Genomic DNA, 14292 nt, shown 5'->3' with positions numbered 1-14292 from the left:
GTTTTTGGAATTGACTCGGTCGTTACTAAGTATCACTTGGTTGCGGGCTTACATCAAACCTGAGCTCCTTTTCTCTCAGGCTATCATTGACTGCATAATATGATGGTGGTTTGGATAATGTATTGTTTTTAGGTTTGGAACAATATTATTTATTAAATCATATTATATTATTAATTGGTGATATTATGGCATTTGACATAAACCACAAAGAAATTATAATAGGCTCCTATGTAAAATACATCAACACAGGAACCAAGGGCATTGTCAAAGACATAAAAAAAGAAGACGATATAGAATGGGTGCTATTAGACAATAATCTAATGTATAAACCAGATACTTTGGAAATTATAGAATATGAAAAGAAAAAAGAAGAAGAAAAAGAAATTGATGAGAAAGAAATAGAAGAAATCCTTGAAAAAGAAGAAATATCAGACGTCGATACAAATATAGATGCCTGTGGTGCAGGTTAATTTAATTAATCTTACAAGATTTAAATAATAATTTATAATTTTTTTATTAGTGTATTTTTAATAATTAAATATATAATATTCTATTACTAATTAATATTCAAATAATATCTTAATATCTCAATATCTTAATTTTTTTGGTGACAATCATGAATGATACATCTGAATTAAATAGATTAGAAAAAGCCAGAACATCAATACGGAGTATTATAAAGGAAAAAGGAAGAAACCATTTATATGACCTCACAGGTATTGCAGGAGGATTTAAAATTTTCAAAACAGATTTGGAGCTCCTAGAAACTTATGTTGGTCCAGCCATCTTTTCAGAAAAATTAAACGAAGTGGGGATTTTACACTTTGGGGGAGACCCTACAATTCACAAGGCGGTGGGATTTAACAGGACATCTGCGGCAATATTTTCCACAATAATGGCTTTATCAAATACTGTTAAAAATGTAATTCATTATGTTCCAAAAAAACCATCTCATCCATCAATCCCAAGAAGTTGCAAAATATTTAACCTCGACTACTTTGAAAGCGATAATGTGGATGAAATATTAAATAAGATAAATAAAAAAACCCTAACAATCATCACAGGAGCCACAATGGACCATAAAATTATCGATTTAGAGAATTTGAAAAAAATAATATCTTACTGTAATGAAAAAAATAGTACTGTATTTATAGACGATGCCTCCGGTGCAAGATTGAGATTACTATACAATCAACCTCCAGCACTTGAACTTAATGCAGATTTGGCAGTTACAAGCACCGATAAATTAATGGAAGGCCCAAGGGCTGGATTATTATGTGGAAAAAAGGAATTAGTTAATAAAATATATGGTGAAGGTTTAAAATTTGGTTTAGAAGCTCAGGCACCAATTTTAGCTGCAATGGTAAATGCACTAAAAAACTTCAAACTTGATAATTTAAAAGAGGCGTTGAAAAGAGCAGAAAATATTGACTTAAGCCCATTGGTTAATGCAGGTTTTGAATGTGAAAAAACCCCAACTGGATTTATTATAAAAAATCTTTCAGAAGAGAAATATATCGATATTGCTTTGAAAATGCTTGAAAACTATGGAATAATCACAATCACCGCAGCAGGAATGCCCGGTGCAAGCAAAACATTAAGAATCGACTTCTGCTCAAAGGATGCCAAAAGGATAACTGATGACTATATAATTAATGCGATTATTAACTCAAAGTAATATAAAAATAATAAAAATAATAAAAAAAATTTTATAACTCTATTTTATGCAATAACTCATTTTTAACCTTTTTAACCTTTTTAACCTTTTCATTTACTTCTTTTTCATAATTATATATTCTACTTTTATAGGAATTTATAGCCCTTTCAACTTCCTCAGGAGCTGGACCTCCAATAACCTTTCTCATCTTTACATTCTCCATAGGATTAAGTGCCTTTTCTATCATCGATTTGTCGAGCTCTAAACCGTGCCTATCTAAAACCTCACCAATTACCTCATCCATATTTTTATTTCTTTCAATCGATATTCTTACTACCTCTCCAACAATTCCATGTGCTGTTCTAAATGGAATACCGCACTCCCTCACAAGAGTATCTGCGAGCTCCGTTGCTGTGGAGTAATTCTTCTCTGCCAGTTCTTTCATTCTATCAGCATTCACCTTCAATGTTGATATCATTCCATCAATCATATTTATTGTATCAATGGTTGTATAGACACTTTTCCATAAATGGGGGCTTATTTCCTGTAAATCTCTGTTGTATGTATTTGGAAGTGCCTTTAATATTGTTAAAACACTAATTAAATTTCCATTTAATGTTGATAACTTTGCCCTTGCAATCTCCGCAACATCAGGATTCTTTTTTTGAGGCATTATTGATGAGGTTGAAGTATATTCATTTGCTAATTCAACAGTTCCAAATTCGTAGGTTGAAAACAGCACTAACTCCTCACAAATTTTTGATAGATTCGTTCCCAACATTGACAGGCAAGACATTGTTTCCACTATAAAATCCCTTGCAGAAACTCCATCCATTGAATTTTCTATGAGACCATCAAATCCCAAAAGTTCCATTGTTCTTTTTCTATCTATGTCAAAACCTGTTGTTGCCATTGCCCCGCATCCAAGTGGTGAAATATTTATCCTCTTATATGCATCCAACAACCTTAAAATATCTCTTTCTATTGCTGAAACATAGCTTAAAAGATGATGTGCATAAGTTGTAGGTTGTGCGTGTTGCAAATGGGTGTATCCTATTGTAAGGGTCTCTTTATGATTTTCTGCAAGATTTAAAATATTTTTTTCCATATTTATTAATTGTTTTAATATTTGGAGTATTTTTTCCCTAAGTGCCATCCTCAAATCTGTTGCAACCTCATCGTTTCTACTCCTGCCTGTGTGCATCCTTCCTGCAACATCCTCACCAAGTTTTTTTATGAGCTCATTTTCAATTACCATGTGTATATCATCAAGGGAAGGGTCTAAATTTAAAGATTCCATTCCATTTTTAAAGATATTTATTAATTCATTTATTATTTTGTTGCCATCCTCTCCTGAAATTATATTTTTTTCCATTAACATCTTTGTATGGGCAATATCGCAAAGTATATCGCTTTCAAATATTTCTTTATCAAAACTCAGGCTTGTAGTGTATAGCATCACATCCTCTTTTACGGAGCTCCCAAGTCGTCCTCTTCTTAATATATTGTCCTTATTATCAATATTATTCATAATAATATCACCTATAATTTATATAATATAATTTAATATAAATATAAAAATAAAAAATTAAAAAGTATAAAATTCATAAACCAAAATTAAATATCTATTGTATAATAATATATATTAATTATTATAAATTGGTGTAATATTTTATGTTTTGGGAAGAACTTGATAAAATAAAAGATTTGGACTTTTTTGAGGAAATTACCGATAATCTTAACATAAAACTAATTAAATACTTGTTAATGTATATATTTGAAGAGGATAACTCCTATTATGAACTTTTAAATGCACATGTTGGCATGGATAAAGAACTTAAAAATATATTAATTAACTATTTAACACTTATAATCATAGCAAATACAAAATATTATAATATTTATATTAAAAAATACGCCGAAAAAAACTATAAAGATACCATGGATAAACTGCCAAATAAAATCCCTGTATGGAAATTTATTGATACTGCATCATTATCCCGAAACAATGACTTACATCTTGAAAGAATGGATTTAGATAATGGATTTGTAAATATATATCGCGTAAAAAAGACTTATGCCATAGAGCTCATAAGGGTCAGACTTAAAGAAATGGTTGAAAGAATAAGACTACATGAGCTCCCAAAGGAAGTAAAAAATAACGAAAAAATAAAAGATATTATTAACTTCATAGGAAGTATTGTAAAGTTCGAAGGCGTCGAAGGTATTAAAATATCAGGATTTAAGGGAGATATTCCAAAGGAATGGCATCCACCATGTATTAGAGGAATATTGGATGACATACTAAGTGGCGGTTCTCCATCCCATTACGCAAGAAGAAGTTTTGTTGTTTATTGGTTCTGTGCAAAATTCAATCCAAATTTAAGACCCATTGAAAACGGAGAGCTGGTAAATATTGGTGCATTGGATATCGCAAAGGACGATGAAATAGAGGACTTTTTAAATGAGATTGTTGCAATATTCAACACAGTAGGTGACTTCGATGCAGATAAAACAAAATACTATATAAGCCACAATATCGGCTATAAGGTAGCAAACCACATCACTCATTGTGAATACTGTAAGAACTGGAAAGAAGATGGCGGAAAAGGGCTCAGTTATTACTGCAAACCAGATGATATTTGCAGAATGAGAAAAGATGGAAAACCTAAAATAATTCATCCTTTGGACTATTTATGCTACAACATAAATAAACACCAAAAAAAACAAGAAAAAAGTTAAAATTAAAAAGAGTAATTTATTATTAACTATATAATTCATGATTACTATAAATTATAAAACATATAAATTAAATATAACTTTAAAATTTAAAGGGAAACCATGATTAACGACTTTTTAAATATTGAAGTTCTTATATCGCCGAGCTCATATGATAGAATTAAAAAACTCTCTGAAAATGAAAGAGATAATTTAATTAATAAAATCAAAAAATTTAAAGATATAAATGATAAATTTATACTGTTAGATGCCCATTTTTTAGATGTTTTTTTAAATTATAGTTTGAACGAAATTAAAAAAAATTACGGGAATTTTGACTTTTTAGCATATTATACATCAGATGTCAATTTAGAAATAAATAATCCAAAGATTGAAAATATCGATAAAAAAAATAAGGAGTTAAAATCCGCTCCGCTCCAAAAAGAAAAACTTAAAATTGAACATGAAACTGAATCTAAACCTGAACCTAAGAAAGAAACTGTAAAACCTCCTACATCTGCAAATATAGATGAAAATAAAATTGAAGAAATATTAAAATCCCAGTCAGAAGAATTAAAAAGACTAAATATATTGGAAAAAGAAAGAGAAAAACGGCTTGCTAAAATAAAATCCATAAGAAACAGTATAAATAAAAGAATAAACTATATATCCAAGGATATCGAAGCTAAAATTAAAGTATATGATGAATGGGACATATCTGGAAAATCCACATGTGAAGGAACCATTGATGACTTTGTAAAATATTTTAGAGATAGATATGCTAAAATTAAAGCCATGATTGAAAGAAAAGTCCAAAGAAAAGCTTATCCACTAAATAAAGTCTATAAACTGAAAAAAGAAAGTGATGTATTTGTTGTTGGTATTGTATCCGATGTGAGCTCTACAAAAAAAGGTCATAAAAGAGTGGAGATAGAGGATGAAAATACAAGTTTCACAGTAATTATGATGAAGGATAAAATTGCAAGTGGGGATTTACCTGATGATATATTGCTTGATGAGGTCATAGGATTTAGTGGATATATACCAGATAGTGGAAATGTAATGTTTGCAAATAAATATATAAGGCCGGATATTACTCCAAAAAAACCGAAAAATATTGATGAAAAAATATATACTGCATTTTTATCAGATATTCACGTTGGAAGCTATGAGTTTTTAGAGAAATCATTTAGAAAATTTGTAGAATTTTTAAATGGAAATGTGAATAATGGATTAGAGGAAAAAATAATTAGTAGATTAAAATATATATCAATTGCTGGTGATTTAGTAGATGGCGTAGGTATTTACCCAGGTCAAGAGTATGATTTATATGATGTAGATATTATATCGCAGTATAAAGAAATTGCAGCATATTTAGAAGAGGTTCCTGAACACATCCATATAATAATAGCTCCTGGAAACCACGATGCCACTAGGCCTGCTGAACCTCAGCCTATATTTCCCGAAAGAATTTTAAAGCTATTCGATGGTTTGGATAATATCACATTTTTAAGCAATCCTGGATTTGCAAATATTCATGGTTTGGATTTTTTACTATATCACGGTAGGAGCTTTGACGATATAATAAGCCAAATCTCTTCTGCAAAATATAATAATCCAACATCTATCATGAGGGAGCTCCTAATAAGAAGACATCTCTGCCCAACCTATGGTGGAAGATGCCCAATTGCTCCTGAACACGAGGATTATTTGGTAATACATAATGAGCCAGATATATTTCATACAGGACATATTCATATAAACGGATACGGTCTCTATAAAGGGACTGTAATGATAAATAGCGGAACATTCCAAGAACAGACTAATTTCCAGAAAAAAATGGGTATTAATCCAACACCTGCTAGGGTTCCTATATTGGACCTATCAAAAACTGGTAGTCAATATATAGAATGGAATAATGGAAAAATAGAAGTTAAATAAAAGTTAAATGGTTAGGAATAGCTTTTTATATATTATTATACTTTATTTATTATTATCATTATTTAATATTTATTTTATTATTTTATTTATTTATTTTTCATTTTTTTAATTTCTCCATCCCTGCCTTTTTTATGGCATCCCTCATTTCTTTTACTGCATCGGGATTATCTTCAATGAGAGTTCCAGTTACAATTGCATCGGCACCGCTTAAAACCTTTTGATATGCTATTTCTGGCGTCCTTATGCCTCCACCTACGATGATATTTATTCCACTTAATTTTTTTGATATTGCTATCATTTCATTGCTTACAGGGAACTCAGCACCACTTCCTGCCTCTAAATATGCCCATCTCATACCAAAGTATTTAGCAGATAGGCAATACATTCCAGCTATTTCTGGCTTTCTCTGAGGTATCTCATTTACTTCACCTACAAAACCAACAGCGGTTCTTTTAATAGGTTCGATTCCCAAATATGCCATAGGTATTGCTTCCAAATTGTATTTTTTAACAGTAATTGCCCCCAATGTAGGTGCCGTAGTTGTCCAGTAGGTGTTATTTGAATTCATTAATGACATGAAAAAAACAGCGTCTGCATAGGGCGTCAAACCATCCACATTGCCGGGGAATAAAATAATAGGAATATCTCCAATAATTTCTTTAATTTCTTTTGTAATTTCATTTAAATTAGTAATACCTATGCTACCTCCCATTATTATGGCATCGGCGTAATCTTTTACCTTATTTGCTATATCAATGCAATTTTTTTCATCAGGGTCTATCAATATAAGATATAGAACCCCTTCTTCTTCCAGGATTTTATTCAATCTTTTTTCAACATCGCCAATAAATACCATCATTACACCACACGTATATTATAATTATGAAAATATTATAACTTATAAAATAGAAAAAAATATTAAAATAAATTAATTAATAATATATTATACCTATAGTCATTTCTCAATGATTGTTTCTTTTATTGCCATTCCAAAGTGTCTCGAATTTTCATCTGCTTTTATTAAAACTTTATCGCCTTCTTTTAAATCAACCACTGAAATTGGTTTTCCATCTTCACCAACAAGCCTAATGGTTTCGGCATTCTGCAATATTGTTCTTATTATATCTCCATTATATTCTGCCTCTATGAGCATTAAAGGTCTTTTCTCTATTTTTACCCTGCCAACGATACCTTCTCTTGTCATTCCATCTTTATCAACTATTAATATACTATCTCCTGCCTTTAACTCACTTAAATATCTTGTTCTGTTTCCCGGACATAATATATATGCATGAACAGGTCCTGCATTCACTCTAAATGGTCTTGTGGCAACATAAGGGTTTTCCACTGTTTCTGAATGCACCAAAAACAAACCTCTTGAATAGGAGCCTATTAACATACCCTCTCCGAGCTCCATCATTGAGCATGTGTCAATACATACTCTATCGCCACTACCAACGGGCTCAACCTTTTTTATAACTGCATATTCTAATTTCAATTTCTCAGAATTCATTTTCTCTATTAATCTTGAAAAGTCCTTAACATCGTTAGTATCCTTTGGAGTTAAAAGAACCCCATCTACACCTTTTTCAAGTATCTCATATGCTGTTTTTGCATCTTCAATATTGTTTGCCACAGATACGATTTTTACATTTTCATTGAATAAATCTGCTATAAGGTTTTCCAATGGAATAATTGTCCAGTCCTTTCCTTCTAAAATAATGTAATCAACATAATCGTATCTACTTACTTCTGAAGCGTATTCTTCATCTTCCTTGCTTTCTATGGATACATAAACACCAGTTTCCTTTCCAAGCTTTTTTGCGTTGAAAAGTATATCCAAATCTTCGTCTTTATTTATTACTACAATATCTGCATCTAAATCATTTGAAATAATTTTTATATTTCCGAACTCCCTTACTTTTTCAATGTCATCCTTTGGAACCATGACCGCAGGAATTGAGCTTTCAAGAGCATCTTTTACAGTTTCTTTTCTTTCTTCCCAATCTTCATTGTTTGCCAATATCCATCCAAATTTCATAAATTCACCATTTCCTTTTTTATAATATATTTAAAAATAATTTATAATATTATTTAATATTTTTTTTTAATTTTTTTATATATCTTATTTTATAATTACTGCAAATTACAGTGTCTTTTTTTCATTTCATTTTCAGAAATATTTAATCTCTCCATTAATAAATATATAATTCCATCTAAAAATATAAAAGCCATCTCTTCAAATAATGTCCCCATTGGAAAGCACTTATCATTGTAGATTTCTAGATGAATGTGCATATCAGATAATTCTTTTATAGTGTTTTCCTTTTTACAGGTAATTGAAACTATTTTTAAATTATTATAATTTTCATTTATTTTAAGTTCATTTGCCCTTTTTAATACATTAACTACTGAACATGTTTCACCGCTTCCAGATATAACTATTAACAAATCATTATTTTCAATAGCCGGGCAGGTAGGTTCCCCAATAAAATGTGAATTGAATCCCAAATGCATTAATCTCATAGCAAAAGCCATTCCCACATATCCACTTCTCCCAACCCCATATATAAATATCTTAGATTTTTCATGTTTAGTGGATATGATATTATTTATAAAAATATTTATTAACTTCTCATCAAATTCCTTCAAAACCTCCAAATTTTTTATCAGATGATTTATAAATTTAGAAAACAATTTAACCACCAAAGTATAATATTTTAACGGAATATTATTAATATTATCATTAGGTTTTTCATATTTTACTTATAAATATTTATAAAATAAAAATAAGTAATTAAGAATCAAAAATATCTAGATTAATTGCTACTAATGAATAATTATTATTAATTAATATAAATCTATATTTTATAGATTACTATGGAGGTGCATATTTATAGAAAAATTAATCAACACATTACAGAAAATGAAAGAAGATAATTGGAGAGTTTTAAAAATCATTGAAGTATCTATGAGATATTATGAATGGGTCCCATTACCCGAAATAATTAAGAAAACAAAGCTCGATAAAAAAGAGGTATTATACAGGTTAAAAATATTGGATAAGTTCAAACTCATAAATAGAAGTAGCTATGGTTATAGGCTCTCCCATAAAGGATATGATGCTTTGGCATTAAATACTTTTGTTAAAAAAGGAATTATTACTGCGATAGGCGGTAAATTAGGCGTTGGAAAAGAAGGGGATGTTTATAATGTCCTATTAAGCAATAACAGGGAAGCAGTTTTAAAATTCCATAATTTAGGAAGAACATGCTTCACAAGGGGAAAGAGATACAGGAGATATTTGGCAGATAAGCGACATATCAGCTGGTTATATGCTTCAAGATTAACGGCGGAAAAGGAATTTGAAGTATTAAACGATTTATTTCCCGTTGTAAAAGTTCCAGAACCTATTGAACAAAACAGGCATGCCCTTATTATGGGAAAATTAGAAGGGGACGAATTAAAAAGAGTGGATTTAAACCAATTGGACATAGATATTAACAAATTATTTTGGGATATAATAAATGAAGTAAAGAAAATGTATGAGCTCGGATATATCCATGGAGATTTAAGTGAATTTAATATATTAATTGATGAGGATGGAAATTTCATAATAATTGACTTCCCACAGGCAATAAAAATAAAAGATGAAAATGACATGAAACTAAAACTAAATAAATTACCCGGAGAATTTAAGATAAATGCGGAGTTTTATTTAAAAAGAGATTTGGAAAACCTTTTGAGATACTTCAAAAAATATGGAATAAGTGAGAATTTGGATTCTATATATAATTATATAGTGGGAAAATAAAAATAAAATAATGATAAATAATAAAAAATTATAAAATATGGTAAAAAATGTGAGAAAATAAAATTGGATATATAATTAATCATATAAAAAAAATAAGGTGATATTTTTGACTGATAAAGTAGAGTTTATTCAGGGAAACTTAGCATGTGTAAAAGGAGCTCTCAAAGCAGGTTGTAAATTTTTTGGAGGTTATCCTATCACACCATCAACAGAGATAGCCGAGGGTATGGCAAGGGAGCTCCCAAAGGTTGGAGGTTATTATATTCAGATGGAGGACGAACTTGGAAGTATGGCAAGCATAATAGGCGCAAGTTGGGGGGGGTTAAAATCCATGACAGCAACATCAGGTCCAGGATTAAGTTTAATGATGGAAAATATAGGATATGCCTTTATGACTGAAACTCCCTGCGTAATAGTTGATGTTCAGAGGGGAGGACCATCAACAGGTCAGCCAACCTATGCAAGTCAGGGGGATATGATGCAGATAAGATGGGGAAGCCATGGAGATTACGAACCAATAGCATTTGCTCCATCATCTGTTCAGGAGATGTATGATTATACAATTATGGCATTCAACTACGCAGAAAAATACAGAGTTCCAGTGTTTGTCATGGCTGATGAAATTGTTGGACACATGAGGGAAAAGGTAGTTCTCCACGAACTACCTATAATAGACAGAGCTCTTCCAGAAGAAAAACCATGTAAAAAACCATATCCATTTGACAAAGAAGTTCCTGAAATGCCAATATTTGGGGAAGGATACAATGTCCATATCACAGGTTTAACCCATGATGAAAGAGGTTATCCTGATGTATCATCTGAAACTCATGAAAAACTGGTTAAAAGAATTTGCAACAAAATATTAAAAAATAAAGATGACATTATAAAATACGAAGCAAAATATATTGACAGCGAAACCATGTTTATATGTTATGGAACTCCTTCAAGAACTGTAAAGTATCTCGTTGAGGAAATGAGAAAAGAAGGTCATGATGTGGGATATATTAGATTAATTACGGTTTATCCATTCCCTGATGAACTTATAAAGAACTTAAAGGCTTCAAAAATCATAGTACCTGAAATGAATTTAGGTCAGATCGTTGGGGAGGTAATGAAATACGCTAAATGCGATGTGGTGCTTAGTGATAAAATCGGTGGTGAGATCCACAGACCTGAGGAATTGAAAGCGTTAGTTTTGGAATAAAAAATAATAAATATAATTTTATAATTTTATACTTTTTAAATTTGGGGGGATTAAAATGCATAAAGAGGCATATCTCTATACAAAGGATTTAATCTATGTTTTACTATGTGGCATGGCTACCATGCTAATAATGGGATATATTCTTACAGCAGACATGATATTATCTTTTGCAATTGCATTAATCACATTTTCAATAATGATAATAACTTACCACTTATTTTCTGGTAAAATCATAATTACCGATGAGGGCATAAAAACAAAAATTAGATTATTTAAATGGGATGAAGTATCACTTATTGCAGTATATCCCTATAAATTTATTACAATATATTTAAAACTACCAAGTGCCATCCACCGCGTAGGTGCTGGAATAAGAGTTAGATGTTCAGATATTGCCCAATACACCATACGATACGATGAAGAGTTAATAAACATATTTAAAAATAAAACTAATGGAAAAGTCCAAATCAAAAATATGCCTTATTATTCCTTTAATTCACTTATAAATAGTTTAAAAAAACATTAGGGGAAATATGGGACAATTTGACTACAATACTACCACACATGCAAATAAATTTATAATTTATCTTTGCACATTTTACACCATATTTATATCGTTAATGGAGTATTATCTAACAAAGGATATGTTATTTTCAATATGTATTTTAGTATTTGGACTGACTGCCATATTGTTGTTTATTCATATGCCCATAAACCCATTAAAATAAATGACAGCATGATAAAGATAGGAAATAAGTTTTATAAATGGGAGGATATTACCTACATACTTATTAATCCAAATAAATATATTATTATAAGTTTAAAAATGCTCAAAGCAGTTCATCGCTCAAAATTTGTTGGAGCAAGATTAAAATACTCGTCAGATAGAGAATATTTTTTAAAATACGACGATGAATTGGTAAATATTCTTAAAAATAAATCAGGAGATAAAATTCATTTTAGATACGATTAGTTATTAAACCTTTGCAAATGAAATAAAATAAACACTGTGATATTATGGCTGTTCCATCATCAAAAGATATTATAATTTTAATTCTTTTATCAATTATTTTACTGTTGGGCGGATATGTTGCATTCGATAAATTTCATACAACTAATAATGACCAAAATATTAATCTAAATAATTTAAATTATAATAATTCCAATACATCAATTAATAGTTATTCAAGTTATAATGGAGAGGAGCTCACACCACCAAATAATTCAATCACCACTTATTCAATGGAATATAATAATACAGCCACCAACAGCAACAACTCAAATATAAGTTATTATTATGTCAATTATTCAAAAAATGTGCCTTTGGATAAATTATTTATGGATTTGCCCTATTCAAATGTAATTGACATATCAGAAGGATATAAAGAGGGAAAAATAAAAACATATATTAAAAATGGAATTAAGATAAATTTTGATGTTAGAAACTATAAGCCAAATTTGGACAATCCAGAATATATAAAGGTTTCAAAAACTGAATTACACTTTAAATATGGGGATTATTATAAATATACCTATACATCAGAATATGCCAACAGCACAGCTGTAAGTTATTGCTATTATAGAAAAATAGGAAATTACCATATTACCATGGGATTTAGTGAGGTAAATAAAGATACCACTAACATGTGGTTGAAGTGGAATGAATACATCTATAATTTGTATAAAAATTAAATAAAATTATCTATTAAACATTAAATACCCTTTTTATTATTATTGTAGCATAGCTACCCTTATTTAATTCAAACTCAACAGTTATTTTGTATTTCCCTTTGTTCAACTCATCTTTTTTAAATGTCCCATAGTTGATATTTTTTGGAATGGATAGTATGTATCTTTCAGAATAGGATAGTTTGCTTAGCTCATTTAATTTATTAAAATCATTCAGCTTAACCCCTTCTTTTTTCAAAACTTTTGAGATTATGTTTTGATATTCCTCATTGAATTTATTATAATTAATATCTGGTGCAATTGTCGGGAATGTTTTATTCTTTAATTCATTGAACAGTTTATCATCAATTTTTTTATAAAATAAAAATGTTCCGCAACTATAATCCAAATAAATCCTTTCATCCTTTGGAATGTAATTTTTTAGGAGCTCCTTCACACACTCGTTCCATAGGTAGCTCTGGTATGCAGATATAAAAAGCTTTTTTAGTCTATTATCCACATATTTAAGGGCTTCTTTGTAATTTACTTGATTGTCCTCATAGGCTAAGTATTTTATTATATTTACAAACATTTTGCTTTTTATTTTGTTGTTTTTGATATATTTCAAAATCTTCTCCCAGTTGTTCCAATTACTTTTTATATATCTTTTTAAATCCTTTATTCTTTTATTTTCGCTTTTTTTATAATTTGTAAGCAGTATCTTCAACGCATTTTCATAATTTCCTTTTAAATACTCTTTTGCTATGAATTTATTATGAAATACACTTCCAAACCTTTGGTCATCATAATAATTCGGAGCTCCTATATATAAATTTCTTAAATTTTCGCCTATTTTTAAAAAAACTTTTTTATCTATGCCCCTAACTGTAATTTTAAACATATTTCCCTTTAAATCCCCTATTTTTAGTGGCTTTTTTATGGTTTTAATATAATTTAATTTTAAATTTTCCTCATCAATTGATAGCACTCCATAGTTTGATGGAATAGTGATATACTGTGTAGTAATAGCATGTCTATCCTTTAAACCGCAGTATCCTATGTTCTTCAACGGGATATTAAATTCTTTTGAAACATAGGATAACGCCTTTAAATTCTCAATATTTGTTTTTTTTAAAGTATATAGATTAAAACTTTCCTTATCAGTATTATTTTCAATATTATTAATATCATTATCTAAAATCTCCTTAACAATAAAATCCTCTGGAATCTGTCTAAGTTTCATAATATCATATGCCCCTTTAACCCTTTAATCATATAAAAAATAAAAAA

General features: G+C 29.6%; 15 protein-coding genes. 10 read left to right on the top strand and 5 right to left on the bottom strand.

Features of this window, described 5'->3' with window-relative positions:
• The first annotated feature begins 185 nt into the window (after nucleotides 1-185).
• The gene (locus F7B34_RS05895; RefSeq protein ID WP_292460908.1) at nucleotides 186-470 is read left to right on the top strand and encodes a DUF2098 domain-containing protein; all 285 of its coding nucleotides are present in this window, start codon (nucleotides 186-188) and stop codon (nucleotides 468-470) included.
• A gap of 146 nt (nucleotides 471-616) precedes the next feature.
• Nucleotides 617-1678, top strand: coding sequence for a TIGR03576 family pyridoxal phosphate-dependent enzyme (locus F7B34_RS05890; protein WP_292460907.1), 1062 nt, complete (start codon nucleotides 617-619; stop codon nucleotides 1676-1678).
• 31 nt (nucleotides 1679-1709) lie between these two features.
• Here F7B34_RS05890 and argH read toward each other — a convergent pair whose 3' ends face one another.
• A complete protein-coding gene (argH, locus tag F7B34_RS05885; protein WP_292460906.1) occupies nucleotides 1710-3188 on the bottom strand; it encodes an argininosuccinate lyase in 1479 nt (492 codons plus the stop codon).
• Nucleotides 3189-3331: 143 nt separating this feature from the next.
• Here argH and F7B34_RS05880 point away from each other — a divergent pair, with 143 nt between their 5' ends.
• Complete coding sequence (locus tag F7B34_RS05880) at nucleotides 3332-4399, top strand: hypothetical protein (protein WP_292460905.1); 1068 nt, start codon at nucleotides 3332-3334, stop codon at nucleotides 4397-4399.
• A gap of 99 nt (nucleotides 4400-4498) precedes the next feature.
• Entirely contained in the window at nucleotides 4499-6316 is a 1818-nt protein-coding gene (locus F7B34_RS05875; protein ID WP_292460904.1) for a DNA-directed DNA polymerase II small subunit, read from the top strand.
• Between the two features lie 97 nt (nucleotides 6317-6413).
• On the opposite strand, the gene F7B34_RS05870 is transcribed toward F7B34_RS05875, so the two are convergent.
• The 3 genes from F7B34_RS05870 to F7B34_RS05860 all read right to left on the bottom strand — a co-directional run bounded on the left by F7B34_RS05870 (nucleotide 6414) and on the right by F7B34_RS05860 (nucleotide 9022).
• Nucleotides 6414-7175 carry a geranylgeranylglyceryl/heptaprenylglyceryl phosphate synthase gene (locus tag F7B34_RS05870; RefSeq protein WP_292460903.1) on the bottom strand — a complete coding sequence of 254 codons (762 nt, stop codon included), beginning with the start codon at nucleotides 7173-7175 and terminating at the stop codon, nucleotides 6414-6416.
• A gap of 96 nt (nucleotides 7176-7271) precedes the next feature.
• Nucleotides 7272-8357, bottom strand: a complete 1086-nt coding sequence (locus F7B34_RS05865) for a 3-dehydroquinate synthase II (RefSeq protein ID WP_292460902.1) — start codon at nucleotides 8355-8357, stop codon at nucleotides 7272-7274.
• Nucleotides 8358-8452: 95 nt separating this feature from the next.
• Nucleotides 8453-9022: an SIS domain-containing protein gene (locus tag F7B34_RS05860; protein ID WP_367116345.1), complete on the bottom strand. Its 570-nt coding sequence runs from the start codon at nucleotides 9020-9022 to the stop codon at nucleotides 8453-8455.
• 220 nt (nucleotides 9023-9242) lie between these two features.
• Here F7B34_RS05860 and F7B34_RS05855 point away from each other — a divergent pair, with 220 nt between their 5' ends.
• The 6 genes from F7B34_RS05855 (at nucleotide 9243) to F7B34_RS05830 (ending at nucleotide 13026) form a co-directional block, all read left to right on the top strand.
• Nucleotides 9243-10130 (top strand): RIO1 family regulatory kinase/ATPase, encoded by an 888-nt coding sequence (locus tag F7B34_RS05855; protein WP_292460900.1) that lies wholly within the window; start codon nucleotides 9243-9245, stop codon nucleotides 10128-10130.
• A 106-nt stretch (nucleotides 10131-10236) separates the two neighbouring features.
• Nucleotides 10237-11334 carry a 2-oxoacid:acceptor oxidoreductase subunit alpha gene (locus F7B34_RS05850; RefSeq protein WP_292460899.1) on the top strand — a complete coding sequence of 366 codons (1098 nt, stop codon included), beginning with the start codon at nucleotides 10237-10239 and terminating at the stop codon, nucleotides 11332-11334.
• Nucleotides 11335-11389: 55 nt separating this feature from the next.
• The gene (locus F7B34_RS05845) at nucleotides 11390-11860 is read left to right on the top strand and encodes a hypothetical protein (protein ID WP_292460898.1); all 471 of its coding nucleotides are present in this window, start codon (nucleotides 11390-11392) and stop codon (nucleotides 11858-11860) included.
• A gap of 7 nt (nucleotides 11861-11867) precedes the next feature.
• Nucleotides 11868-12062, top strand: a complete 195-nt coding sequence (locus tag F7B34_RS05840) for a hypothetical protein (protein ID WP_292460897.1) — start codon at nucleotides 11868-11870, stop codon at nucleotides 12060-12062.
• A gap of 8 nt (nucleotides 12063-12070) precedes the next feature.
• Entirely contained in the window at nucleotides 12071-12307 is a 237-nt protein-coding gene (locus tag F7B34_RS05835; protein WP_292460896.1) for a hypothetical protein, read from the top strand.
• Between the two features lie 44 nt (nucleotides 12308-12351).
• Nucleotides 12352-13026, top strand: a complete 675-nt coding sequence (locus tag F7B34_RS05830; RefSeq protein ID WP_292460895.1) for a hypothetical protein — start codon at nucleotides 12352-12354, stop codon at nucleotides 13024-13026.
• 13 nt (nucleotides 13027-13039) lie between these two features.
• Here the strand turns inward: F7B34_RS05830 and truD are convergent, their stop codons facing one another.
• A complete protein-coding gene (gene truD / locus F7B34_RS05825) occupies nucleotides 13040-14245 on the bottom strand; it encodes a tRNA pseudouridine(13) synthase TruD (protein ID WP_292460894.1) in 1206 nt (401 codons plus the stop codon).
• Nucleotides 14246-14292: the final 47 nt, after the last annotated feature.

The sequence above is a fragment of the Methanothermococcus sp. genome (assembly GCF_015523155.1).
Lineage (GTDB): Archaea > AGJL01 > Methanococci > Methanococcales > Methanococcaceae > Methanofervidicoccus.
The sequence above is the reverse complement of the archived record's forward strand: the minus strand, read 5'-3'. Positions and strand labels throughout refer to the sequence as shown.